General features: G+C 65.3%; 29 protein-coding genes and 1 pseudogene. 11 read left to right on the top strand and 19 right to left on the bottom strand.

Annotation, left to right across the window (positions count from 1 at the left end):
• Window positions 1-10 precede the first annotated feature (10 nt).
• On the bottom strand, window positions 11-553 hold the full coding sequence (locus ARTSIC4J27_RS04480; protein WP_050054018.1) for a TOPRIM nucleotidyl transferase/hydrolase domain-containing protein: 543 nt from the start codon (window positions 551-553) through the stop codon (window positions 11-13).
• 84 nt (window positions 554-637) lie between these two features.
• A complete protein-coding gene (locus ARTSIC4J27_RS04475; protein WP_050054017.1) occupies window positions 638-1,276 on the bottom strand; it encodes a cysteine hydrolase family protein in 639 nt (212 codons plus the stop codon).
• Window positions 1,277-1,398: 122 nt separating this feature from the next.
• Here ARTSIC4J27_RS04475 and ARTSIC4J27_RS04470 point away from each other — a divergent pair, with 122 nt between their 5' ends.
• Together ARTSIC4J27_RS04470 and ARTSIC4J27_RS04465 are read left to right on the top strand one after the other, a co-directional pair.
• Window positions 1,399-2,364 (top strand): GlxA family transcriptional regulator, encoded by a 966-nt coding sequence (locus ARTSIC4J27_RS04470; protein WP_050054016.1) that lies wholly within the window; start codon window positions 1,399-1,401, stop codon window positions 2,362-2,364.
• 176 nt (window positions 2,365-2,540) lie between these two features.
• Window positions 2,541-3,161, top strand: coding sequence for a hypothetical protein (locus tag ARTSIC4J27_RS04465; protein WP_152683774.1), 621 nt, complete (start codon window positions 2,541-2,543; stop codon window positions 3,159-3,161).
• A gap of 23 nt (window positions 3,162-3,184) precedes the next feature.
• Here ARTSIC4J27_RS04465 and ARTSIC4J27_RS04460 read toward each other — a convergent pair whose 3' ends face one another.
• The 6 genes from ARTSIC4J27_RS04460 to ARTSIC4J27_RS04435 form a co-directional block, all read right to left on the bottom strand.
• Window positions 3,185-3,661 (bottom strand): universal stress protein, encoded by a 477-nt coding sequence (locus ARTSIC4J27_RS04460; protein ID WP_050054014.1) that lies wholly within the window; start codon window positions 3,659-3,661, stop codon window positions 3,185-3,187.
• 44 nt (window positions 3,662-3,705) lie between these two features.
• Complete coding sequence (locus ARTSIC4J27_RS04455; RefSeq protein ID WP_050054013.1) at window positions 3,706-4,125, bottom strand: arsenate-mycothiol transferase ArsC; 420 nt, start codon at window positions 4,123-4,125, stop codon at window positions 3,706-3,708.
• A gap of 35 nt (window positions 4,126-4,160) precedes the next feature.
• Entirely contained in the window at window positions 4,161-5,543 is a 1,383-nt protein-coding gene (locus tag ARTSIC4J27_RS04450; RefSeq protein WP_050054044.1) for an NAD(P)-binding domain-containing protein, read from the bottom strand.
• Between the two features lie 179 nt (window positions 5,544-5,722).
• Window positions 5,723-6,700 carry a thioredoxin-disulfide reductase gene (gene trxB, locus ARTSIC4J27_RS04445; protein ID WP_050054012.1) on the bottom strand — a complete coding sequence of 326 codons (978 nt, stop codon included), beginning with the start codon at window positions 6,698-6,700 and terminating at the stop codon, window positions 5,723-5,725.
• Between the two features lie 22 nt (window positions 6,701-6,722).
• Window positions 6,723-7,145 (bottom strand): arsenate reductase ArsC, encoded by a 423-nt coding sequence (locus ARTSIC4J27_RS04440; protein ID WP_050054011.1) that lies wholly within the window; start codon window positions 7,143-7,145, stop codon window positions 6,723-6,725.
• 172 nt (window positions 7,146-7,317) lie between these two features.
• A complete protein-coding gene (locus ARTSIC4J27_RS04435; protein ID WP_050054010.1) occupies window positions 7,318-7,989 on the bottom strand; it encodes an arsenate reductase/protein-tyrosine-phosphatase family protein in 672 nt (223 codons plus the stop codon).
• Between the two features lie 46 nt (window positions 7,990-8,035).
• Here ARTSIC4J27_RS04435 and ARTSIC4J27_RS04430 point away from each other — a divergent pair, with 46 nt between their 5' ends.
• The 4 genes from ARTSIC4J27_RS04430 (at window position 8,036) to ARTSIC4J27_RS04415 (ending at window position 10,068) form a co-directional block, all read left to right on the top strand.
• Window positions 8,036-8,776 (top strand): aquaporin, encoded by a 741-nt coding sequence (locus tag ARTSIC4J27_RS04430; protein WP_050054009.1) that lies wholly within the window; start codon window positions 8,036-8,038, stop codon window positions 8,774-8,776.
• A 61-nt stretch (window positions 8,777-8,837) separates the two neighbouring features.
• Window positions 8,838-9,185, top strand: coding sequence for an ArsR/SmtB family transcription factor (locus ARTSIC4J27_RS04425; protein ID WP_050054008.1), 348 nt, complete (start codon window positions 8,838-8,840; stop codon window positions 9,183-9,185).
• Between the two features lie 23 nt (window positions 9,186-9,208).
• Window positions 9,209-9,721, top strand: a complete 513-nt coding sequence (locus ARTSIC4J27_RS04420; protein ID WP_050054043.1) for a GNAT family N-acetyltransferase — start codon at window positions 9,209-9,211, stop codon at window positions 9,719-9,721.
• Window positions 9,722-9,729: 8 nt separating this feature from the next.
• Window positions 9,730-10,068 carry a YnfA family protein gene (locus ARTSIC4J27_RS04415; RefSeq protein ID WP_050054007.1) on the top strand — a complete coding sequence of 113 codons (339 nt, stop codon included), beginning with the start codon at window positions 9,730-9,732 and terminating at the stop codon, window positions 10,066-10,068.
• 98 nt (window positions 10,069-10,166) lie between these two features.
• Here the strand turns inward: ARTSIC4J27_RS04415 and ARTSIC4J27_RS04410 are convergent, their stop codons facing one another.
• The 3 genes and pseudogenes from ARTSIC4J27_RS04410 to ARTSIC4J27_RS04400 form a co-directional block, all read right to left on the bottom strand.
• Window positions 10,167-10,970: a GAF domain-containing protein gene (locus tag ARTSIC4J27_RS04410; protein ID WP_050054006.1), complete on the bottom strand. Its 804-nt coding sequence runs from the start codon at window positions 10,968-10,970 to the stop codon at window positions 10,167-10,169.
• A gap of 268 nt (window positions 10,971-11,238) precedes the next feature.
• Window positions 11,239-11,397 (bottom strand): annotated as a pseudogene (locus ARTSIC4J27_RS04405) (DUF302 domain-containing protein); the annotation flags it as partial.
• 41 nt (window positions 11,398-11,438) lie between these two features.
• The gene (locus ARTSIC4J27_RS04400; protein ID WP_050054005.1) at window positions 11,439-11,693 is read right to left on the bottom strand and encodes a metal-sensitive transcriptional regulator; all 255 of its coding nucleotides are present in this window, start codon (window positions 11,691-11,693) and stop codon (window positions 11,439-11,441) included.
• Between the two features lie 123 nt (window positions 11,694-11,816).
• Between ARTSIC4J27_RS04400 and ARTSIC4J27_RS04395 the strand changes: the two genes are divergently transcribed.
• The 4 genes from ARTSIC4J27_RS04395 to ARTSIC4J27_RS04380 all read left to right on the top strand — a co-directional run bounded on the left by ARTSIC4J27_RS04395 (window position 11,817) and on the right by ARTSIC4J27_RS04380 (window position 15,335).
• Window positions 11,817-12,431, top strand: coding sequence for a rhodanese-like domain-containing protein (locus tag ARTSIC4J27_RS04395; protein ID WP_050054004.1), 615 nt, complete (start codon window positions 11,817-11,819; stop codon window positions 12,429-12,431).
• Window positions 12,428-13,186, top strand: coding sequence for a sulfite exporter TauE/SafE family protein (locus tag ARTSIC4J27_RS04390; RefSeq protein ID WP_050054003.1), 759 nt, complete (start codon window positions 12,428-12,430; stop codon window positions 13,184-13,186). Before ARTSIC4J27_RS04395 ends, ARTSIC4J27_RS04390 begins: the two co-directional genes overlap by 4 nt.
• A gap of 105 nt (window positions 13,187-13,291) precedes the next feature.
• Window positions 13,292-14,704 carry an MBL fold metallo-hydrolase gene (locus ARTSIC4J27_RS04385; protein WP_050054002.1) on the top strand — a complete coding sequence of 471 codons (1,413 nt, stop codon included), beginning with the start codon at window positions 13,292-13,294 and terminating at the stop codon, window positions 14,702-14,704.
• A 352-nt stretch (window positions 14,705-15,056) separates the two neighbouring features.
• Window positions 15,057-15,335, top strand: coding sequence for a hypothetical protein (locus ARTSIC4J27_RS04380; protein ID WP_050054001.1), 279 nt, complete (start codon window positions 15,057-15,059; stop codon window positions 15,333-15,335).
• A gap of 210 nt (window positions 15,336-15,545) precedes the next feature.
• Here ARTSIC4J27_RS04380 and ARTSIC4J27_RS04375 read toward each other — a convergent pair whose 3' ends face one another.
• A complete protein-coding gene (locus tag ARTSIC4J27_RS04375; protein WP_050054000.1) occupies window positions 15,546-16,343 on the bottom strand; it encodes a hypothetical protein in 798 nt (265 codons plus the stop codon).
• A gap of 231 nt (window positions 16,344-16,574) precedes the next feature.
• Between ARTSIC4J27_RS04375 and ARTSIC4J27_RS22720 the strand changes: the two genes are divergently transcribed.
• Complete coding sequence (locus tag ARTSIC4J27_RS22720) at window positions 16,575-16,805, top strand: cation transporter dimerization domain-containing protein (protein ID WP_050053999.1); 231 nt, start codon at window positions 16,575-16,577, stop codon at window positions 16,803-16,805.
• 192 nt (window positions 16,806-16,997) lie between these two features.
• Here ARTSIC4J27_RS22720 and ARTSIC4J27_RS04365 read toward each other — a convergent pair whose 3' ends face one another.
• The 7 genes from ARTSIC4J27_RS04365 to ARTSIC4J27_RS04335 all read right to left on the bottom strand — a co-directional run bounded on the left by ARTSIC4J27_RS04365 (window position 16,998) and on the right by ARTSIC4J27_RS04335 (window position 23,247).
• Window positions 16,998-17,453 (bottom strand): hypothetical protein, encoded by a 456-nt coding sequence (locus tag ARTSIC4J27_RS04365; protein ID WP_152683772.1) that lies wholly within the window; start codon window positions 17,451-17,453, stop codon window positions 16,998-17,000.
• 61 nt (window positions 17,454-17,514) lie between these two features.
• On the bottom strand, window positions 17,515-17,838 hold the full coding sequence (locus tag ARTSIC4J27_RS04360) for a hypothetical protein (protein ID WP_050053997.1): 324 nt from the start codon (window positions 17,836-17,838) through the stop codon (window positions 17,515-17,517).
• Window positions 17,822-19,249 carry a hypothetical protein gene (locus tag ARTSIC4J27_RS04355; protein ID WP_050053996.1) on the bottom strand — a complete coding sequence of 476 codons (1,428 nt, stop codon included), beginning with the start codon at window positions 19,247-19,249 and terminating at the stop codon, window positions 17,822-17,824. Before ARTSIC4J27_RS04355 ends, ARTSIC4J27_RS04360 begins: the two co-directional genes overlap by 17 nt.
• Entirely contained in the window at window positions 19,246-19,965 is a 720-nt protein-coding gene (locus tag ARTSIC4J27_RS04350) for an ATP-binding cassette domain-containing protein (protein WP_050053995.1), read from the bottom strand. The genes ARTSIC4J27_RS04355 and ARTSIC4J27_RS04350 overlap by 4 nt, the downstream gene beginning before the upstream one ends.
• 84 nt (window positions 19,966-20,049) lie before the next feature.
• The gene (locus ARTSIC4J27_RS04345; RefSeq protein WP_050053994.1) at window positions 20,050-20,289 is read right to left on the bottom strand and encodes a hypothetical protein; all 240 of its coding nucleotides are present in this window, start codon (window positions 20,287-20,289) and stop codon (window positions 20,050-20,052) included.
• A 388-nt stretch (window positions 20,290-20,677) separates the two neighbouring features.
• Entirely contained in the window at window positions 20,678-22,297 is a 1,620-nt protein-coding gene (locus ARTSIC4J27_RS04340; protein WP_050053993.1) for an ABC transporter permease, read from the bottom strand.
• Complete coding sequence (locus tag ARTSIC4J27_RS04335) at window positions 22,297-23,247, bottom strand: ABC transporter ATP-binding protein (RefSeq protein WP_050053992.1); 951 nt, start codon at window positions 23,245-23,247, stop codon at window positions 22,297-22,299. Before ARTSIC4J27_RS04335 ends, ARTSIC4J27_RS04340 begins: the two co-directional genes overlap by 1 nt.
• Window positions 23,248-23,309: the final 62 nt, after the last annotated feature.

Here is a 23,309-nt window from a genome sequence, read left to right as displayed (position 1 = left end):
CGCAGGACTTTCAGAAGGAGGCGACAAGCCGGGCCAGCGGTAGGGGTGCCTGTCCCGGCGGCAAGGCGTCGACGAGCAGCCGGGCGTAGCGGATCTTGTTGCCGCTGCGTCCCGCGAAGAACCGCCGGAGCTGTGCTGAAACGGGCTGCTCCCGCTGGGATGGCTGCTGTTGAAGGACCCGGAACGACGCAAGCTCGCCTTGGCCGGCGATGACGTTGAGGACCGCATCGATGCCGAGGCAGCGAATGAGCTCGTCCTCCAGATCGGCCTCGCAAACGTGAAACCCCAGCTCATCCAGCGGACCCGATCCGATGCCTGCCCTCGCGAGCGCCCGGGCGATACCCGGCGATTCCCCCACATCGCACAGGCCGAGCAGCCGGTGGCGCTCGCCGTCGGGGCCGTAGCGGTGAAGGAAGTGGACAATGCTGGTTGCGCCGCCCATGGGCACCACGCTGACCCGCTTGGACGCGAGGTCATGGCCAGCGCGAAACGCCAGCGCCTCGACAGCAATCCTGTCGCTCTCGCCCTCCACCAGCACCGTCGTCGCCTGCATAGGACCAGTATGACGAACGCGGACGACGGCGGCACTGGGCCGGGTGCCACGGCTCGCCCCTTTCCGGGGAGCCGGGACAGTCCGCTAGACCCGTACCTGCTGCGCCGCTCCGGCTATTGCTGAGCTGCCAAGATCGCTCTTGGCGAGCGCCTCCCCGGCCTCAGCGGCTGCTGCCCATGTATCGGTGGTGCTGACGGCGGCCCAGTTAGAGTTCAGCAATGCCAGCAGGGTGCTGTGCACTATTTTCGCATCGGCGGACCCGGCATCGTTGGCGAGGTTGATGGCGCCAGTGGCGTCCGAGAGGACTTCGGTGTTGAAGCCGAGGAACTCCGCTTCAACCGCCGAGGCCAGGATGCAGTTGTTGGTCATGTACCCGGCCAGGGTCACGGTATCGATCTCGCGCTCGCGCAGCCACCCGGCCAGGTCCGTGCCCGCGTAGACGGAGCCATAGCTCTTCACGAGGCTCTTCCACTCATCGGTCCGGCGGCGTTCGATCTCCGGGTGCAGTTCGAATTCCGGCGTACCGGGGGCAAAGACCGGCGCGCCTTCGCCGGCGCTGTGCTGGACGGCCACAACGGGGAAGCCTGCAGCAGTGGCAGCGTCAATGGCCTTCGCGATCACCGGCAGGGACTCCTGGTGCGGCGGGTACTGGATCTCCAGGGGTCCGCCGAAGTACTGCTGCTGGACGTCAACGAGGATAAGGGCGCGGCGAGGGGTGCTCATGGGTGTTCTCCCGGATAGCGGTTGGTGGGTACCTTTCCATCCTTCGTGCTCTTGGCGGCCGCCACCAGTGGCACGTATGCCCATATACGATGGATTCAGGCCAGAATGAAAAGGAGGGCCTCATGCGGATCGCCGTGTACGCCTTCGACGACGTCACGATGTTCCACCTCGCGGTCCCCCAGATGGTCTTCGACGAAGTGGCCCGGCAGGGACTCGGTGACTGGAAAACCGTCCTGTTCTCTGACCAGGCCGGCCAGGTCCGGACCACAGAGGGGTACCAGCTGGGCGGCATCCAGGGCCCGGACGCTGCGGACCAGGCGGACGTCGTCGTTGTTCCTTCATGGTTCGACGACGGCCGCGCACCTACCGAGGCACTGCGCCGGGTGCTCCAGCGGGCGCACCAGCGGGAGGTGACCATCATGGGCCTTTGCCTGGGCGCGATCCCGGTGGCGGATGCCGGCCTGCTGTCCGGGCGCACGGCAGTCACGCACTGGCAGGCGTTCGATTCCCTCGCCGTCCGGCATCCCGATGTTGTCCTCGACCAGACAGTGCTCTACATCGACCACGGCGACGTGTTGACGTCGGCCGGCACGGCATCAGGGCTCGACGCCTGCCTCCATCTGGTCCGGACGCGCCTGGGAGCGGATGCCGCAAACCAGGTGGCCCGGAGCCTGGTCATTGCCCCGCACCGGGAAGGAGGCCAGGCCCAGTACATCGAGCATCCCCTGCCGCCGCGCTCCTCCGAGGACCCGATCGCGCGCTTGCTCGAATGGGCCCTGGGCCGCCTGGGCGAGCCCCTCGATGTTGACCGCCTGGCCGCTCAGGCGCACATGAGCCGCCGGACCTTCGTCCGGTCTTTCCGGGCGACTACCGGGACCACGCCGTCGGCCTGGATCCGGAGCCGACGGCTGGACGCCGCGCGCCGGCTGCTGGAGACCACCGACCTGTCCGTCGACCAGGTTGCCGCAGACTGCGGCTTCGGCAGCGCCGTGACCCTGCGGCAGAACTTCGCGGCGGCTTTTTCCACCACTCCGACGGACTACCGGCGCCACTTCGACGCACGGCTCACGCCGGACTCCTCCCGCTGATCCCCGAACCCGCCCTGTGCCTCTGGAAGGTGAGCGCCGCCGTCGTACTGACCGGCTTTCCACATAGGCAGGAAAATTAGCAGCCCGCTTACAGGTTAGGCAGGTATTCTCAGCAGCATCATGGGCGGGCGGCTGAGGCCCTCCGCCTGTACCGGGTGGCAGGCGAAGGAGGCCGTTTGCGTCAGAGACTCTTCCCGCTGGCCGGGGCGCTGGCGTTGATCCTGGCGGCTGGCGCTTGTTCGGCCCCGCCCTCTCCGCCGCCGTCAGAGACGGAAACTGCCAGCGCGACAACCAGCGGGCCTGGTACCAAGGTGTACCTGACGGCCTACACCTGGTTCGACAACACCCCTGCCGGATCGCCTGTCATCAGCCACCCCGTGATCCACCAGTCGGCCGGCGGAAGGGGAACCTACGACGATCCGGTGACCATCGCCGTCGGGCATTCACTGGCGACCGGCCAGCAGATCCTCGATTACCCGCCAGGCACCCGCATCTACGTGCCGGATCTGCGCCGCTACGTCATCGTGGAGGACACCTGCGGGGACGGCCCCACGCCCGAGGAGGGTCCGTGCCACACCGGCGCCGAAGAATTCGGGGATGCCTCCATCTGGCTGGACGTGTGGATTGGCGGCGAGGACCAAAGCGCGGAGTTTGCCCGCCGCTGCACGAGGCAAGTCACGGGCGTGCGGACGGTGGTGTTTGATCCCCCCGACAACTACGTGGTGGCTGACGGGAACGGCGTGATCCACGACGGCAAGTGCGATTCGGGCTACGGGGACGAACTGGTCACCAAGTGATGTTGTGGGGGTGCCGGGCGGTCCTACCGGCCTTCAGGGACGACGAGGACGGGCCGCTGTTGGCGGTGAGCAAGCGCCTCAGCCACCGGGCCTTCGAGGGTTCTGTCCAGCCAAGCCAGGGTTCCTTTCCGGCCTGCGCCAACAACGAGCAAAGCTGCATGGGTGTTTTCGGCCAAGCGGTTGAGGGCCTTGGGGACGTCACCGTTGAGGACACGGAAGGACCACCTGTCTCCCGGCTTCCCAAGAATGGCTTCAAGCTTTGCCTGCAGCTCCCCCGACGGAAATTCGGCTTCTTCGTTGATGCTTGGGTCCAGGGATAGAGCTACGCGTTGGTTCACGGGTTCCCATTCGATGAGGTAGCTGGCAGGGTCGACGAACGCGCAGACGAGATGGACCTTCAGGGCGGCCGCCAAGGCCTCAGCAGTCCTGATCAGGTGCTCCGAGAAGTTCCAGTCGACGCCGAGAATGATGGGACCGTCCGGCCATTCCTCACTGGGCATTGGCACCCCTCAATGGGGAGGCGCCGGCGCCGGGGCGGACATGATCAGTCCCCGCTGAGCTCCGTGTAGAGTGCCCGGACCCGTGCCTTGATGTCGTCCCGGACCAGGCGCATCCGCTCCATGCCTTCGATGCCGCGCTCCGAGGGTTCGTCCGTTTCCCAGATTTCGAACCGCTTGCGCTCGACCGGTTCAAGCTTGGCCTCGGTGCCCAGGACGATGACGGCGTCCACGCTGTCCAGGACCTCGCCGGTGACCGGTTTGGGGTATTCGCCGGCGACGTCGATGCCGAGTTCAATCAGCGACTCCACCGCCTGCGGGTTCAGGTCCTTGGCCGGTTTCGTGCCGGCCGAATAGACAGCAATTTTGTCTCCGGCGAGGTCACGCATGAGGCCGGCAGCGAGCTGGGATTTGCCGCCGTTCTTGCTGCAGACGAACAGCACGGACGGAGTCTTTTCCTGTGTCATAAGTAGTTTCTTTCCTTTGCAACTGGGACGGCGGGTTAGTTGTTGGTGCCGGAGCGGCCGTGGGCCAGTCCTGTCGGGAAGCCCACCAGCACCGGTTCGGGTGCCGCGCAGCATCCGGACTCCGTGTCCGCCGCCCGCGAAGCAGGTGCCGGAACGTCGCAGCTGGTCCCGGCGTCGGTGGAGCAGACGCCGGTTTCGGGGAGTTCGAGGTGGACGGTGTCCGCTGATTCCTGGTCCCCGGCGAGGGCGGCGGCGACGGAGCGGACCTGTTCGTAACCGGTGGCGAGCAGGAAGGTGGGGGCCCGGCCGTAGGACTTCATGCCCACGATGTAGAAGTCCTTGTCCGGGTGGGCCAGCAGCTTGGCGCCGTGCGGCGGGACGGTGCCGCAGGAGTGGAATTCGGGGTCGATCAGCGGGCCCAGCTCCGTGGGCGCTTCGACGGCGGGGTCCAGGTTGAGGCGCAGCTCGCGCAGGATGTCCAGGTCCGGGCGGAATCCGGTGCAGGGAACCACGACGTCGGCCTCGATGGTGCGGCCGTCCACCGCGCCGACGGTGACGGAGGAGTCCAGGGACTTGATCGAGCTGATCCCGAAGCCGGTGTGCAGTTCGATCTTTCCGGCCTCCACCAGCCGGCGGACCCGGCCGCCGAGCTGGCCGCGGGCAGGCAGCCCGTCAAGGTCGCCGCCCCCGTATACTTTCGCGGCTGAGTCACCCCGGACAGCCCACAGGATCCGCGTGTCCGGCTCTTCCCTGGCGAGGTCGGCGAGGTTGATCAGGGTGTTGGCCGCAGAGTGGCCGGCACCGACCACCAGGACGCGGCGGCCGGCAAAGGCGGCACGGTCACGGCCGGTGACGTCGGGCAGCGGCGCCGAGATCCGGTCCTGTGCTGCTTCTTCGCCGATGGCCCGCAGGCCCGAGGTGCCCAGGGGGTTGCGGGTGGACCAGGTGCCGGAGGCGTCAATGACTGCTGCCACGGTGTGGTCCCGGGTTTCACCGTCGGCATGTTCCACCCGGACGGTGAAGGGTGTGGTGTCGCGGTTCCTGATGTGCGTCTTGTCCATACCCTGCCGGGTGACGGCGGTGACGCGCGCACCGGTCTGCAGGCGGGACTGGATCTGTGGCAGCGCGGCCAGGGGTGCCAGGTAGTTGTCGATCAGCTCACCGCCGTAGGGAAGCGCGGTGGGCCGGGGCGCTTCCCAGCCGGCGGCTTCGAGGAGGCGGACGGCCGCGGGGTCGGTGTTGAACCGCCACGGTGAGAAGAGACGGATGTGGCGCCAGTGCTCGATGGCCGCGCCCGCCGTCGTGCCGGCTTCAAAGATCAGCGGCTCCAGGCCCCGTTCGAGCAGATGGGCCGCGGCGGCCAGGCCCACGGGGCCGGCGCCGATCACGGCGACCGGGAGGTTCTTCGCTGCATCCATGGTGTCCTCTTTCATCCGTAGTGGTGGTGCGGTTTGTTGTCCGGGGGGCGCCTGCAGGCTGGGGTGGGGCCGGCAGGCGCCCGGGGATAAGGGGTTAGCAGCAGTCCTCGTCGTCGCAGCAACCTGAGTCGCCGCAGCATCCGTTGGTCATGAGATTCACCCCCTTCCCTGTTCCCGGTTTAGGCGTGGCTGGGTTCTTCGACTAACGCGGTGGCGATGCTGTCCGCGTCGTCCAGGGCGGCGAGGTAGCGTTCGGCGTCCAGGGCCGCGGCGCACCCTGTGCCGGCCGCGGTGATCGCCTGCCGGTAGCGGTGGTCCACGGCATCACCGCAGGCGAAAACGCCGGAGATGTTGGTGACCGTGGTGGGTGAATCCACCTTGATGTAGCCGTCCTCGTCCAAATCCACCTGCCCGGTCAGCAGCTCGGTGCGCGGAACATGGCCGATGGCGACAAAAATGCCGGTGGCAGCCTGCTCACGGGTTGCCCCGGTGCGGGTGTCGGTGAGGGTTATGCCGGTGACCTTCGCGTCGCCGTGGATCGCGGTGACGGCGGAGTTCCAGGCGAAGCTGATCTTCGGATTGTCCTTGGCCCGCTGGGCCATGATCCGGGAGGCGCGGAGCTCCTCGCGGCGGACGACGACGGTGACGGACTTCGCGAAGCGGGTCAGGAACGTAGCTTCCTCCATGGCGGAGTCGCCGCCGCCCACCACGATGATGTCCTGCTCACGGAAGAAGAACCCGTCGCACGTGGCGCACCAGGAGACGCCGTGGCCGCTAAGCTTCTTTTCCTCCGGCAGTCCGAGTTCCTTGTACGCGGAACCGGTGGCCAGGATGACCGCCGGGGCCTGATGGGTTTCGCCGCCGCCGGTGACCACGGTCTTCAGGTGACCCTGGAGATCAACGGAAGTGACGTCGTCGAACACCACCTTGGCGCCGAACTTCTCGGCCTGCTCCTGCAGCCCGTCCATCAGCTCCGGACCTTGGATCCCGCCGGGGAAGCCGGGAAAGTTCTCCACCTCGGTGGTGTTCATCAGCGCGCCCCCGGCGGTGACCGATCCGGCCAGTACCAGGGGTTCCAGGCCGGCGCGGGCGGCGTAGATGGCGGCGGTGTAGCCGGCGGGGCCGGAGCCGATGATGATCAGCTGTTCGTTGCTCATAGCGTGTTCCTCAGGGTCAGGGCTACTTGGCGGCGGGGATCAGGGAGTCGATCAGGCCCTCGATGCGGGTCTTGATCTCGTCACGGATGGGGCGGACGGACTCGACGCCCTTGCCGGCCGGGTCCTCCAGCACCCAGTCCTCGTAGCGCTTGCCCGGGAAGTAGGGGCACTCGTCGCCGCAGCCCATGGTGATCACCACGTCGGACTCCTTCACGGCCTCGGTGGTGAGGACCTTCGGAACCTCCGCAGACATGTCGATCCCCACCTCGGCCATGGCTTCCACGGCGGAGGGGTTGATCTTCTCGGCGGGCTGGGACCCGGCGGAGCGGACCTCGATCTGGCCCTTGCCCAGCGTGGTGAGGAATGCGGCAGCCATCTGGGAACGGCCCGCGTTGTGGACGCAGACGAACAGGACGGAAGGCTTCTTGGCGGTTTCGGTGCTCACGGGGTTCTCCTGGATCAGTTGGGTGGATCGGTCTGGTGAAGCCGTCCCACACATCTGCAGCAATATTGATGTTGATCGATGTATGGAGTATCGGGCTATTCATTGATGGTTGTCAATATATGGCGGCAGTTCTTTCCCGCACGGCTTTACCGCCGAGGGTGCGAGCGGCGCCTCAGGCGGCGTGCAGCCGGGGCGCGAGATCGCTGATGCGGCGGGAAATGTCATTGAAGGCGTACTCGAAGGCCTCCTCCGTGTTGATCCGCAGGGGATCCGGCACCGACCAGTGGGTGGCACGGAGGGCCGGGAGTTCCTCGTGCGCGTTGTCGCAGACAGTGACCACAAAATCGCCGCCGGCAACAGCGCCTAGCCTGCGCGGCGGAACCTCCGGCAGGTCCACGCCGTGGCGGCGGGCGACGTCGATGGCTCCTTGCGCGATGCGCTCCGCCGGGCGCGTCCCGGCTGAGCTGGAAGGAATGTCGCTGACCTGCCCCCAGAGCGCGGCGGCGAGCTGTGAGCGGGCGCTGTTGTGCGTGCAGACGAACAGGACGCGGCTGGCCCCATGCTCGACTCCGGGAGCGAGGCCGTCCAGGGCGCCGGCGGCGAGCCGGATGTAGCTGCGGCGCTTGTCGGCTTCGGAGCGGTGCCGGGTTGCCAGGCCGGCTCCCTCGAGGGCGCGCAGGTGGTGGGACAGGAGGTTGGAGGGCATGCCCAGTTCAGCCTGGAGTTCGGTGGGAGAGAAATCCCCCAGGGTCAGCAGGTCCACGATGCGCAGCCGGGCGGGATCGGCGAGGGCGGCGTGCTTGGCCACCCTCGACTGGAATGCGTCTGCTGGCTCAGTTTTCATTGCCTCAATTTTGACTGAGGTAATTCCTTGCGTCAAGCTTGATGCCATGACTACAAACCAGCCGCCGCTGTGGCGCCGTGCCGTCGCCGAACTCCTGGGGACCAGCCTGCTGGTGATGATCGTCGTCGGGTCCGGGATCATGGCCCAGCAGCTCTCGCCCAACGACGTGGGCCTGCAGCTGCTGCAGAACAGCACGGCCACCGTGCTGGGCCTGACCGCCCTGATCCTCGTGTTCGGACCCGTCAGCGGGGCGCACTTCAACCCCGTGGTCTCGCTGGCGGACTGGATCCTGGGCCGGCGCAGCGGCACCGGCCTTGCCCTGCCCGAGCTGGGAGCCTACGTGGCCGCCCAGATCCTGGGTGCTGTCAGCGGCAGCGTGGTGGCGAACGCGATGTTTGAAGTGGGGACATCCATCTCCGGCAAGGACCGCGCCACCGGCGGGCACCTGCTCGGCGAAGTGGTGGCCACTGCAGGCCTGATCCTGCTGATCTTCGCCCTCGCCGCCACGAAGCGGGGCGTCCTGGCAGCGCCGGCCGTCGGCGCCTACATCGGAGCCGCCTACTGGTTCACGTCCTCCACGTCGTTCGCGAACCCCGCCGTGACCGTGGGCCGGATCTTCAGCGACACGTTCGCCGGCATCGCCCCAGGTTCGGTTCCCGCATTCGTCATCGCCCAGCTGGTGGGCGCGGCAGCAGGCCTGGTCCTCCTGCTCCTCCTCTTCCCCGCCGCAGGCCGTGCAGCGGACGACGTCGTGCTCCCGCACCCTGCTGGCAAGTCCGGTTCCTAGCCTGCCTCCTCTGGGCCCATCCATGCATTGATGATGATCGATATTGGCGCATAATGGGTAGATGACATTGCCTGTTCTGGATCCGGCCACCGACACCTCCTGCTGCCCGCCTGCAGGAGAGCCTGCCCTGGGCGCGAAGGAAGCGAAACAGCAGGCGCTGGTCTTCAAGGCCCTGGCCGACCCCAACCGGCTCCGGCTGCTCTCCATCATCAAGGCCTCCCCCTCCGGATCCACCTGCGTATGTGACCTCACCGATCCCCTGGACCTCAGCCAGCCCACGGTGTCCCACCACCTGAAAGTCCTGGTGGAAGCAGGGCTGCTGCTGCGCGAAAAACGCGGAACCTGGGCCTACTTCTCGGTTGCTCCCGGCGCCCTGGACCGCACCGCCAACCTCCTGGCAAACCTGTGACTTCTACCCTGACCGTCCGGGCGATGGAGCCCGGCGATTGGCCGCAGGTGCAAGGCATCTACCAGGAGGGCATCGACACCGGGTTCGCGACGTTCGAATCCTCCGCCCCGGACTGGGAGTACTTCGACCAGTCCAGGCTCCCCCAGCACCGCCTCATCGCCGCTTCAGCCGACGGCGGCGTGCTGGGCTGGGCGGCCGTTTCGCCGGTCTCCGCCCGGGCCGTCTATGCCGGAGTGGTGGAGCACTCGGTGTATGTTGCCGCGGCCGCCCGCGGTTTGGGTGCCGGCAAAGCCCTTCTCCAGGCGCTCATACGTTCCACCGAAAGCGAGGGCATCTGGACCATCCAGGCCAGCGTCTTCCCAGAGAATGAAGCCAGCCTCAAGCTGCACCTGGCCAACGGCTTCTCGATTGTGGGAAGGCGCCGGCGCATCGCCCGGATGACCCACGGGCCGCTCAGCGGCCAGTGGCGTGACACCCTCCTTATCGAACGCCGCTCCCCCCCATGTCTGAATAACGGCCGGCACGTCCTGCCATGATGGGACCTGTGACTATCGCGAAGACCATCCTGCTGTTCATATTTGCTGCCGCCGCTGAGATCGGCGGCGCATGGCTGGTGTGGCAGTCCGTCAGGGAAGGCAAGGACTGGTGGTGGGCGGGCCTGGGCGTTATTGCCCTGGGCATCTACGGATTCGCTGCCACGCTGCAGCCCGATGCCCACTTCGGCCGGATCCTTGCCGCTTACGGCGGGGTGTTTGTTGCCGGGTCGCTGCTCTGGGGCATCGCCTTTGACGGTTTCCGGCCCGACAGGTGGGATGTTGTGGGTTCAGCGATCTGCCTGCTCGGCGTCGCCGTCATCATGTTCGCGCCCCGCAACGCCGGGTGAATCGAAGCAGCCGGGAGACTCCTTAGGTGACTGGCCAGCGTCCCCTCTCCCTCCATTGTTTTGGCTGCCGGCGAAGCGAGCGGAGCTAAGGACTTCTGCTACCTTCCGGCGTCTATGCGGTTCTGAACGACGGCGGCCATCGCCCGGAGCACCTTTTGCTCGGAGTCGGGAAATGCCCGGGGTTCCTGATCGATGATGCAAAGACTTCCGATGTTCCAGCCGCGCGGTCCATGTAAAGGGTAGCCGGCGTAGAAGCGGATAAATGGCTCCCCGACTACGAGCGGATTAGCCGCGAACCGGTCATCGGCATGCGTGTCATTGATGACCAGCATCGAGTTGGCCTCCACCGTCCGCGCACAAAAAGCGATCTCCCGGGGCGTTTCCTCTCGCAGTGAACCCACCGCGGACTTCAGGAACTGGGCGTCTTCGGCGATAAGCGACATGGACGCCGTACTCACGCCAAAGTATTCCTTGGCGGCGACCACAACCTGGTCATAGACTTCCTCCGCCCCTGAGCCCAGCAGACCGGTCTCGTTTAGCGAGTGCAACCGTTCTGTCTCTGCCCGTTCAGGACTAAGCAGTGACCGGCCGGCGGCTCCCAGCGCCGCCAGACCATCTTCGTTGGCCACCTGCCGCCCGTCGTCGACAGAGTGCCCGACGCTCCCTGCACTCGGTTCCGTTGTAAATAGCGGGCCGCTGCCCTCGTCGATTCCTTCACTGACGGGGCCAACACTGATGTGATAATCAGCCTCCGGCAGGGCCAGGGCCCCATAAAGATATGCGGACAACTCAAACTCCGAACACCGGCGCCGCCCGAAATAAGCCGGCCATGCGATGGTCGGGTCCAATCCAGCAAGGACCACGGCAGCAAGTTCACGCCGCCGCTCAGTCTCTTCATCCACGCCATCCACCTCCTGTCGGGACATTCCCGCAGCGGAATCGACTAGCAGCTGTCCACAACATATTGCTAAGTTTACTTATCAATATGCTGTGTGTGAACGCGCTACCGAGCAGTAGTCAAAAGACCCATGAACTGCCCGCAGTATCCCCTTGGCCATCCCCGGCGGGATTTCCATGCCTGCTACAGCGCGTGCTGTTGCCGCAGGTGAGGATGTCCACGTGGAGTGCCCGGCGGAACCGCTGTTTGCACGAAAATCTCTACTTCGCCGCTTAACCCAGGGCTGCGAGGGCCTTCCGGAGGCGGGTGCCGGCGTCGTCGGCTACTTCCTTGACTGATGGGGCGGCGCTGAGCTGGTCCATTGCCTGAGGGTCGATGGCTTCAACCGTGGTCATCTCTGCATCCTTGTTCCGGCGCACCTCGACGTTGCAGATGTCAGGGTTCTCCTTAGGCTGCTCGACAGCTGGCCTGATTAGGCGAGGGAGAGGAAGAGCTTTTCGAGCTCTTTCTTGTCCATGATGGTGTCTTCGCGAATGCACTGCTCCAGGCCCGTGGCGATGATGGCAAACCCGGCCCGGTCCAGCGCCTTGGACACGGCTGCGAGCTGGGTTACGACATCCTTGCAGTCCCGGCCTTCTTCAAGCATGCGGGTGACAGCGGACAGCTGGCCCTGAGCGCGCTTGAGCCGGTTGATGACAGGGGTCAGTTCTGAAGGATTGAGTTCCACGGGTTTCTCCAAAGGTCGATTGCTCCCCTCCATGATATACCCCCCAGGGTGTTTGACATACCCCCGAGGGTATCTGCAATACTCGGTGGGGTATCCCCCCGACCCCTTCCGAGAGGCCAACCAATGACTTCCCCTTCCACGGCACCGGCCGTTACCGCACTCGCCCCTGAAACCCTCCAGTCCTGGTTCAAGGAGCACCAGGACCTGGTAGTGATCGATGTCCGCTCCGCCGCTGAGTTTGAGTCCCTGCATATCCGCGGCTCCTACAACGTGCCGCTGCCGCTTCTCTCAGAGCACACCGATGAGCTCGCCGCCCGGCTGGGTTCCCGCGTGGTCCTGGTCTGCCAGTCCGGCGTGCGCGCCGAGCAGGCCCGCCAGCGCCTTGCAAAGGCCGGAATCGACACTGCCTGCGTACTGACCGGTGGCGCACCCGGTTTCGCTGCCGCCGGTGGGGACGTCGTCAAGGGCAAAGACCGCTGGGACCTTGAGCGGCAGGTCCGCCTTGTGGCCGGGTCCCTCGTGGTTCTGGGCCTGGCAGGCGGCAAGTTCGTCTCTCCGAAGATCCGGACGCTTGCCGGGGTCATCGGGACCGGCCTGACGTTCTCGGCGGCGACCAACACCTGCGCCATGGGACAGGCCCTCTCGGCCATGCCGTGGAACAAGGCCGCCAAGGAGCCCACCCGCGAAAGCGCCATCCTGCAGCTTCCCCTGCAGACTGTTGAGGACGCCGCGGCATGATTCCGGCCCTGGCTCTGGGGCTCGTCGTCGGCATTGTCCTGGGTGTTGTGGGCGGCGGCGGGTCCATCATCGCCGTGCCGGCCCTGGTATACGGGGTGGGCATGACCCCGGCGCAGGCGATTCCGACGTCCCTGCTGGTAGTGGGCGTATCCTCGCTTGCCGCCCTGCTGCCCAGGGCCCGGGATGGCCTGAACTGGTCCGTAATCGCACTGGTCGGGGGTGCCGGGGTTCCGGCAGCCTGGGGCGGCGCGGCGGTGGGCAAACTGCTGGACCCGAACATCCTGATGCTCGCTTTCGCCGTGATCATGGTTGCAGCCGGCATCAGAATGCTCATGAGGACCCGTGAAACGGAGGGATCCTGCAGCACGGGGCCACGCCGGGCCTTCCGCTCCTGCGCCCCCAAGGCGGTCGGCATGGGGCTGCTCGTGGGGTTCCTCACCGGACTGCTCGGAGTAGGCGGCGGCTTCCTGATCACGCCTGCGCTGACCATCTTCCTTGGCCTGCGCATGAAACAGGCCGTCGGGACCTCGCTGGTGATCATCGTGATCAACTCCGCTGCAGGACTCAGCGCCCACGCCGCTGGCTACACCATCGAATGGGCCACCACCCTGGCATTCGCCGTCCCGGCCATCCTGGGATCCGTCGTCGCAGCCCGGCTGGCCCGCCGCCTGAAAGACAAGCACATCCGCATCTCATTCGCGGTACTCATCTTCGCCACCGCGGCCTGGGTCACCGCCGGCACTGTCACCGCCTGACCCAAGCGAACAGGAGAACGGCGCAGGCCCCTCCCTAAATACCCCGTTGGGTATTCCGATTGAATCAATCCCCCAAGACACCCACTCCCTGAAGGAGATCCCCAGATGCTTATCGAGCGCATTTACGATGAAGACCTCGCCCAGGCCAGCTACCTGATCGGCTGCCAGGCCAACGGCACCGCCATTGTGGTCGACGGCCGCCGCGACATCGCGGTCTACCAGGAACTGGCTGAGAAGAACGGCATGAAGATCGTCGCCGTCACCGAAACCCACATCCACGCCGACTACCTCTCCGGCACCCGGGAACTCGCCGCCGCCACCGGCGCGAAGATCTACGTCTCCGGTGAGGGCGGGCCGGACTGGCAGTACGAATTCGACGGCGAACGCCTCTACGACGGCGACAAGATCACCATCGGCAACATCAGCATCCAGGCCGTGCACACCCCGGGCCACACCCCCGAGCACCTGTCCTTCCTAATCACCGACGGTGCGTTCAGCGACCAGCCCGGCTACCTGCTCTCCGGTGACTTCGTCTTCTCGGGCGACCTGGGCCGTCCCGACCTGCTGGACGAGGCAGCCGGCGGCATCGACACCCGCTTCGAAGGCGCCAAGCAGCTCTTCGCCAGCCTGCGGGACAGGTTCCTCACCCTGCCGGACTACGTCCAGGTCCACCCCGCCCACGGCGCCGGCAGCGCCTGCGGCAAGGCACTGGGCGCCATCCCGTCCTCCACCGTGGGTTACGAGCGGCTCTACGCCTGGTGGGGCCCCTACCTCGCCGCCAACGACGAGCAGGGCTTCATCGACGAACTCCTGGACGGCCAGCCCGACGCCCACGCCTACTTCGGCCGGATGAAGCGCGAAAACCGTGAAGGCCCCGCCGTCATGGGCGAACGCGCTCCGCTCAAGGAACTGGACACCGCTGACGTCGCAAAGGACCTGGCGGCGGACAAAGTCACGTTCATCGACACCCGCCCCAACAGCGAAGTCCACGAAGGCACCGTGGCCCGTTCCCTGAACGTGCCGGCCGGGAAGTCGGTCGCCAGCTACGGCGCCTGGATCGTGAACCCCCAAACGGACAAGAACCCGTTGGTACTCCTCGCCCAGGACCAGGACGCTGCGCAGGACATGTGGGACCACCTGGTTCGGGTCGGCATCGACAACGTCGCCGGCTACGTCACCAGCATCGAAGGACTCCCCACCACCGCCCCGAAGCTGATCCAGCCCGAGGAGCTGGAGGGCTTTGACGCCGCGATGGTCGTGGACGTCCGCAATCGCAGCGAACACATCGGCGGGAACATCCCCGGCTCGTACCAGCTCAGCGGCGGCCGGATCATGTGGCACCTGGACAAGCTCCCCACCGACGGAACCATCGTCACCTACTGCCAGTCCGGCGTCCGGAACTCCGTCGCAGCCAGCGCCCTGCGCCGGGCCGGATACGACGTCGTCGAACTCGACGGCAGCTACGCCGCCTGGGACGCCTTCCAGCAAAGCCGACAGAACGCCGTCTCAGCAAAGTAAACCCCTAAGACCGCCCGGGCAGGACCCCCCTCCTGCCCGGGCCCGCCCGGCCGCGTCCCCCACGCGTCCGGGCACCTCATGTCCCCGGCACGAAAGCGAGCACCCAGGAATGGTCAGAACAAAGGCGGGGAGCACCGTGGGTTCCGCTCGCTTCCCAAACCTTCCACCTGGACCGATACACAAGCTGCACGATCCCCTGGCTGCGCCCTGAGCCGGATACCTGTGACGCATTTTTGCGTTTGGACCCATCCATCGTGGGTGCTGCTTCGAACCAGCCACAGCGCCGCGGGAATTAGTTGACGACGGCGGCGCATAGGCACATCCAGCAGGCTCTACTCCGAGGACCAAGACTATGACTGTCCCCAGCTACCGCCGCTTCCTGGCCGAGTGCATCATCAACGATCCCGCCAACCAGCCAGGACTTCGCGAAGACGAGATCTACGGGGTGTACCTGAGCTGGTGCTTCCTCAACCAGGAGCAGCCGGCCGCTGATGCTGCTTTCTGGGCCGCCATGAGGGACTCCGGATACAAGAAAACCCCCAACGGCGGCCGGCAGGTGTGCCCCGGCCTGGGCATGAAGGGCCCGGCGGCCGTGGACTACATCCTGTCCAGCCAGCCGAGTCTCATCTGAGGGCGTTCCGCGCCTGGCGCCGAACCGCCGTCGTGCGTTCCTGACCTAGAAGCGGCGGTTACGCGGCGGGCGGGCCTGGCCGGCGCGCATCTGCTTGGCTTTCCGGGCCTGCAGGACCCGGCTGATGATGATGGGAAGCAGGGCAAAGAGCAGTTTCTTCATGGGATTCGTCCTCTGGTTGATCGTGTTTTTTGGTTTTTCAGCTCTGGCTTACGGCTGGCGCTCCGCAGCCCGGACATCGCTGAACGGGTCGTCCGGATCCTTCAGGGGCACACCGCCCGATTCCGTGCCTGAGTAGGACGGACGGGCAGGCTCTCCGTAAATGGTTTCGCCGTAAGTGGGAGCTGCGGCCGCCTGGTCCTGGTAGACAGGTTCAGCGCCCCACGACGGAGCCTTTGCTCCGGCAGCCGGGGCCTGCTCAGGCCTTGGCCGGACTGTCCGTTGGGCGTGCGGGGTCTCGGCCTTCAGCCCTCGGGCCACCCGGCCGGCCAGGATCCCCGCCCCGGCTGCCAGGAGCAGGAAGGTGCCCGGCTTGCGGCGGGCAAAGGACTGGACGTCAGCCAGCATCGCGGACGGTTCCGTGCCCTCCACCCAGGACGCAACGGAGGACGCCCGGCCGGCAACCTCCCGGACCAGGTCACTGGCCATTCCCTGTTGTTCCGGGGAGTCAGCCATGGCGTGCAGCTGGCTGGACAAGCTGCGGATCCCGTCGGCGGCCTTCCGCTGCTGTTCGCCGGCCTGGCTGCTCACGCCCCGCTTCGCCTGCTGCAGCAGATCCTGGGCACTCGACTTGGCTTCGGTGGCGACGTTTCCGGCCTCGAGCCTGGCGGTCTGGGCCACATTGCGGGCCACACCGGCCGCCTCCCCGGCGATCTTCGACGTCTCCTCCTTTGCCGCATCCTTCTTGGTGACGTAGGTTTCCGGCTCCGCCGAAGCATGGGTCGGCGTGTTTCCGTACTGGTCGAGAGGGCTTCCGGCAGAAGCCTCAGGCCACTGGTTCTCCGTCATCGTCACTCGTTTCCACTGACTGCCGGTCGGGTCGTGGAAACCCGGCCGGGTCAATTAGTAAGTAGGGTTACTAATTAGATAGTAGGCACACTGACGGACTGTCGCGCAAGACGCAGAGTGGAGATTGGGTGGGCCGCCCGAGCGTCAGAACCTGCGCGAGATGCCACTTCGCGGCAGTGTCGGGGCCTGGGACTGCCGTCAAATGACATCTCGCGCAGCAGGCCGGACCTGGTGGAGGCGTCCCGGAAAGCGCTCGAGGGCACGCCGGGCGTCCTGGCTGTGCCGCGGTTCAAGCTGCGCTGGTCTGGCCACGGCCTGCAGTGCGCTGCCACTTTGGTCATGGACGACGGCCTCACGCTGGCTGACGCTGACCAGGTCACCCGGGAAGCACGGCACCGCCTCAAGCATGTGCTGCCCAAGGCGGATGACATGGTCCTCACGCCCCTGCCTGCCACCCGATAGCGCAAAGCAGGGGCCGCCGTCGTACGTTCAACGGCCGGTGGTTGGGCCTGTCGAAACCCGGCGCATTCCACCCCAGTTGCCCCCCAGTCCGGCACAGCGCCGCGCGGAAAAGGACGGCGTGCGGGCCACCTGTCCGGCTGCCGGGCGGAAGTAACTGGGCGGGAATGCACGGGTTTTAGGTCCACCTCCGACTTACCCGTTCACACTGAACAGTTGCCGGCGGGCGCGCAAACCGCGCAGCCCGATGAGGAGGCTTCTGCCATCGCCAAACAGGGGCGTCAGGAAAGCCAGATGCAGCCAGAACCAATAATGGAGGGACAACCCGGGAGCCGCGGCGAAAAGAAGGCACCCAGCCAGGGCGGCAGCCAGAGGACCGGTGATGGCTATCAGGGCGACCTGCCACCCGAAGAGGAAGCCAACGGGCTGAAGGGAAAACCGGAACATGGTGCTCTCCACCCTGAATGCGGCAATGCCCCGGCACATCCTGCCAGCATAGGCGTGCGCCGTTTCGTGAATGACAAACCCGGCCAGCAGGCATACGAAATGAGCCAATAGCCAGAGAGCGATTTCGGCGAGATACAGGTGGGCCAGAATGAGGCCCAGTAGACTGCAGGCGGCTGCCGCCAGAAGCACTGCGGCCAGGGGCAACCGGCAGGAGCGGATTATTGCCCGCAGCACGTACCCGAAGGTGAGGTCCCGGGCTGCGACCTCAGGCAGGGGTAGCGCCCTGCTGCTGGAGAGCCTTCTTGTACGCCTTCAGCCGGTCAAGCATCACGGTGGTGGCGATGGCGAAAACGGTCAGCACCAGGAAGATGATGAAAATGGGAAGTGCGTTGGACACGCCAAATTCCAAACCGGTTGCCCCGTTCTCAAGCTGGTGCGGCTCAAAAAACAGGGATCCGAACAGCCCGGATTTCCTCACGCCTACTTCGGAAGCGGAAAACATGGTCAGCATAAATGCCACCACAACAACAGCCATGGTGATGACGAAAGAAACCGTGAGTCCCATCAGGGATTTAAGCAGCCATTTCATTGCGGTTAATCTTCTCCATTCTTTTCATGCCCAAAATACTGTAAAAAACAACAACTGCATTCAGCAGTAAAAATATGAGTGCATTGAGCGTCATGCTGAGGTTGAAGATGTTCAATCCCAAGGCCACGGTCATCACAACAATCAATGTGAGGACTACTCCCATCAGCACGGTAAAGGGGTTTCCCTTTTCCGGCGGGAAGGCTATGCCGATCAATGTGGAAATCAGGATGTTGCCCAGGCAAAATCCCACAATCATCAGGCTGGTACCGAAGGCAATGCCCTGAAACTGTGCCGCGGCAACAGTGGGCAGGGCAATGGCCAGGAACAGGACCGCCTGCGATCCCACGAGGCAGAGGTAGTTCCGGAAGGGCCCCCCTGAATAGGCCGACAACCTCCGGAGCGGTTCCGAGTTGGAGTAGGCGTATATTCCCTGGAACGTGATCAGCACCAGGACAAAGGGCGGCAGCACGAGGTTCTGCAACACGGCGAACACCGTGTAGATGACCATAAACGCCACCGCAACGGTGGTCTCGAAGCTGCGGACTAGAACGAGCAGGTAGGCGCCGAACTTGGTGCCGGCCAGGGACGATGGCAGGACTTTGAAGAAGCGCCGCACCGCAACGTAACTGCGGGGCGCAGCAGCCACTATGAGAAGCAGCAATACAGCCGAAGCGGCTGCGAAGACAGCAGCTGCGGCCCCCAGCCCATACCGGTCCTGGACTGCCGCGTAGACCAGGGGCGGGGCGAAGAACGTCTGCCCGTAGAAGTAGCTTTCAACAATGCGGTTGCTCAGTTCGGTGGAATACGGGAAGGCGAGGGCCAGGCCAAGCGCGAGCACCATGGGGACCAGCAGGCCCCGCAGCCGGGCCAGGCCGGCCGCCAGCAGCAGGCGTTCCAGGAGGAAGTATCCAAGGCTCAGCACCAGGTAGGTGGTGATGGCCGGGAACCAGATGGAGGCCAGGACCATGGGGATGTACCGCTGACCCTCCAGAATCACCGTGGAGAGTGAGAAGGCGCCGAAGATGAAAACCGTGAGACACAGGACGATGGTGGACTCGAACAGGGTGAACGCGAGCGTGCGCTCCTTGTTCGTCACGGGAAGGCTGAACGAAAGGCGCAGCAGTTCATCGGCTTTGAGGAAAAGAACCCGTATCAGCGTATAGACGATCAGGACCCAAAAACCCACGGAGGCGTTGGCGACCTGGAGGATCGGATCCAGCAGTCCGGTTCCGCCCAGGTACTGCCGGATGATCACGTAGCTCATGAAGCAGAAGCCGGCGAAGGCCAGCACCACCAGGAGCAGGGCGGAGACTTGGACGCTTCGGCTCCTCAGGAGCCCCCTTCCCAGGACCCGCCGGACGATGAAGTGCCAGAACATTTTGGACAGCAGAAGAACACTCTTAATGCTCACTGAGGGGCGTCCATAGCCTGGACGAGTTCACGTGCGAGGCTGCTGAGCGATCCGTTGTCCGCAAGAATTTCGCTGGTGCTGGACTTCGAGACAAGGGCGCCCATGTTCAGCACCATCACCTCGTCCGCCACGTTTTCGAGCATCCCGAAATCATGGCTGCACAGCAGCACGGACCGCCCCTCGCTTGCGAGCTTCCGGACGTCCGCCTCGAAGGTGTAGACGGCGTCCAGGTCCACGCCGTTCAGGGTTTCGTCGATGACGGTGAGCGGACGTTTTAGCATCAGGGCGGCGATCAGCTGGACCTTTTTCCGCATCCCGTGCGAGTAGTCCTCAATCAGGTCCCGCTGCCGGCCGCGCATTGAATACCGTTCAAACTGCAGCGTCATTTCGTCCACGTCGAGCTCCTCGCCGTACAGCCCGTGCATGAACCTCAAGTACTCCTCGCCGCTCAGGAACTCCGGCAGGTAGTCATTGCTCGATAGATAAATCGACGCCATCTTCGCTTTGCGGTCCTGGTTGCTGCCGCCTGCGATGACAACAGCGCCCCGCTGCAGCTTCAGCAGATCAAGGATGACCTTGATCAGGGTGGATTTGCCGGATCCGTTAGGGCCGATAAGGCCGACGATCCGGCCGCCGGCAAGGTCGAAGGAGACGCCGTGAAGCACCTGGCTGCGGGAGTTGTACGAGTAGTCCAGATTTTTGACGCTGAGAAGCATTGATATTCCCCTTTCATGCTTCACCATGGTGGCGCGCCCTGCAGCTGCAGAACGCGTCACCATGACGTTCACGCTATGACAGATCTAGCGGCATTCGACCAGGACGGAGACGCCCCACTGGCTCCACTGCCAATTGCCAGTGAAGCGTCCCTTGCCCTGCGAAAGGCACCAGATAGCCATTGCTGCCAGCAGCGCGAAGGCCAATACCATCAGCACAGCAAGAAGCACGAGAAACCATCCGTCGTACCTGACAATCATGCCGTCCACTTTGTTACGGGCCATCACCATTGTGCTGCTTACATTGCCTGCAGTCGCTGCCAGCATATTTCCCCCATTATTTTTCCATGTAAGTCGCTGCACTGTTCGGCAGGACCTAGAGGAGCATAGCACCTTTAATAAAGTCGATAGACTTACTAAGTACGCTTCTTTTGCTATTGCTCATTCCGGTACAGCAATGCTGCCGTGCAGGTGAATTTGCCCGGCTTGAATCGGCGCTGGGTTCAGCAGCGGGTAAACATGTGGTAAACGGGAAACAGCCGTTACCAAAACTTCTGCCAAGGCGCAATGGACGCGAATGACCGGAACGGCTATCAGAGATAAGTACGCCACCGGCCACTGTTTGTGGCTGCCTGGATTTCCATTTGTCCCCCTCAAAGAAAATGCTTTCGCAATCTAACGGAGCGTCCAAAGGCAGTCAAGTCATATGCCATCTTCAGACGGCCAGATCCCTCTCCCGCACCAGGCGGCCGGCTGCTGCCGCCGCAGCCACAGCAAGGACCCCCATCAGCAGGGCGCCGTCAAGGTTGAAGGCTTCAACGGGCATCCCTGACGAATGCCGGAACGGGCTCAGGTCCTGGAGCCAGGCAGGCAGCCCCAGCAATCCGCCAAACTGTCCCAGGACCAGTGCTCCCGCCAGGGAATTCCAGCCAAAAGGTCCCGCCCACCGGGGCCGGACCGAGAACACGAGCACGGTCAGGGCAGGGAAAACGAGCGCTGCCGGGACGTGCGCCAGGGCGCCGGCCAGCACCATCCCGGGGCTGCTGCCGCCCGCCTGCACCAGGGCGAGCACGACGGCGGCCGAGACTCCCGCCGCAGCGGCGACTGCCGTCGTCGAGATTGCCGCGACGGCCAGCGATCCTCCTATCCAGCGCAGCCGCGACGCCGGAACCGCCAGCAGCAGTTCAGCCCGCCCTTCAGCCTCTTCCGTCCACAGCCGCAGCACGGCCTGGATGCCGGCCGCGGCAGCCATGATCCCCGCGAGGCCCAGCATGGCGGCGGTGAAGAGGTCCACCATGGCCGCTTCGCCCGGCACGAGCCGGCTCATCAATTCCGCCACGGACGGATTTCCCGCCAGGGCATCCCGGATCACCGGGCCCAGCCCGCCGGCCACCACGCCCAGCACTCCGGCTGTCACGCTCCATCCTGCCAGGGTTCCCCGCTGGAGACGCCATGCCAGCCCCAGCATCGAGACCAGGCCGGAGCGCGCCCGTTCCGCTCCTGATTCGTCTGCCGCAATGTAGCTCGCGCCCAGGTCCCTGCTGTTCTGCAGTGCTGCAGCTGCCACAGCCAGGATCACTGCCCCGGCGGTGAGTATCAGCAAGGGCACGGGATCACTGTCCGTGAAAGGCCGGATGCGCTGGCCCCAGCCGATGGGTGAGAGCACGGATGGCCAGGCCGCGGTGACGTGCAGCAGCGAGCTGTCGGCCGTGCCGAGGGCATCACCTGCGCCCCGTATCAGGTAGGCACCACCCACCACGGCGGCGGAAACTCCGTTCGCGCTGCGGCCCGAGGGCATAACCTGGGCCACCACCGCGGCGGCGGCCGCGAAGAACAGGCCCACGGCGCCCACGGCTGCGCCCGCGAGGAAGGATCCGGCAACTGGGAGCCCCGCGCCGATGAAGCCGGCGGCAACAGCCAAGGCCAGGATTCCGTTGGCGCAGACACTGAGCAGCAGGGCCGCCAGCAGGGACGCCGTCCTGGCCACCGGGGTGGATCCCACCAGTTCCAGGCGGCCTTGGTCCTCATCCGCGCGGGTGTGCCGGACCACCAGGAGCGTACTCATCAGCCCAGCCAGGACTGCGGTGAACGAAAAACCCTGGAAGAACGTCACCGCCCCTGTGCTGATGCCGTCCGGGAGCCCCCGGAGGAACAGGAAGGCGGGACTTGCCGCGGCCGTGGAAATCAGGGCCGCGCGCTCGTTGTCCGCACTGAACTGCGTGGTGATGGCGGTGGCAGCCGCATAGCCAATTCCGGTGATGCCCAGGATCCAGGCGGCCAGCACTCCGTGGTCCCGGCGGGCCTGGAGCAGGCCCAGCCTCAAAACGGCGCCCATCACAGGGCCTGGCCCTTTCCGCTTTTCAGGCTTACCCGGCTCTCCCGGCCGGCAGCTTGCTCGCCGTAATGGCGCATAAACAGCTCCTCCAGGGACGGAGGCGCCGCCGTGATGCCCGTGATTCCGGCCGCTGCCAGGTCCGCCAGGACAGAGCTGAGGTGGGCGGGGTCGGCGTCGAACACTGTGGAACCCCCGTCACTGCGGAGGTCATGGATGCCGGGCCGGGCCGCCAGCACCTCCGGCGCCAGCGTTGAAGTTATCCGGAAGCGGATCCGCGTCAGGTGCCGAAGTTCCGCCAGGGTCCCGGACTCCACCGCCGCACCGGACCGGATGATGGTTACCCTGTCACACAGCTGTTCCACCTCGGCCAGGATGTGGCTGGACAGCAGTACCGTTGCCCCGTCCGCAGTGACCCGGCGGACATGCCGCCGGAACACGGCATCCATCACCGGATCCAGGCCCGAGCTCGGTTCGTCCAGTAAATAGAGGCGGGCGGGCCTGGCAAACGCCGCGATCAGGGCCGCCTTCTGCCTGTTGCCTTTCGAATAGGTCCGCGCCTTTTTCCGCGGATCGAAGTCAAACTCGTCTATCAGCTGCCGGCGCAGGCCCTCGTCCGCGCCGCCGCGAAGCCCGGCGAGCAGGTCGATCACTTCGCCGCCGGTGAGGTTGGGCCACAGCGTCACGTCGCCGGGGACATACGCTATGTCCCGGTGTGCGCGCACCGGCTCGGCCCACGGGTCCATGCCGAACACCCGTGCCTTACCGGATGTGGGGCGGATCAGGCCCAGCAGGATGCGCAGCGTGGTGGATTTTCCAGCTCCGTTGGGACCGAGGAAGCCGTGGACTTCGCCAGGCCTGACGGAGAGGTCCAGACCGGCAAGCGCGGCAGTGCCGCCGAACCTTTTGACGAGGCCGGCGGTGTGGATGACGGGAGGTTGTGCTTGATGCATGGCCGTTCCTTGGGTCGCAGCAACCACACCCAAGGCGGATGCCAGGGGCGTGCCGCATGCCT

The organism is Pseudarthrobacter siccitolerans (assembly GCF_001046895.1).
GTDB lineage: Bacteria > Actinomycetota > Actinomycetes > Actinomycetales > Micrococcaceae > Arthrobacter > Arthrobacter siccitolerans.
Note: the sequence above shows the minus strand (reverse complement) of the source record. Positions and strands in the feature narration are given on the sequence as shown.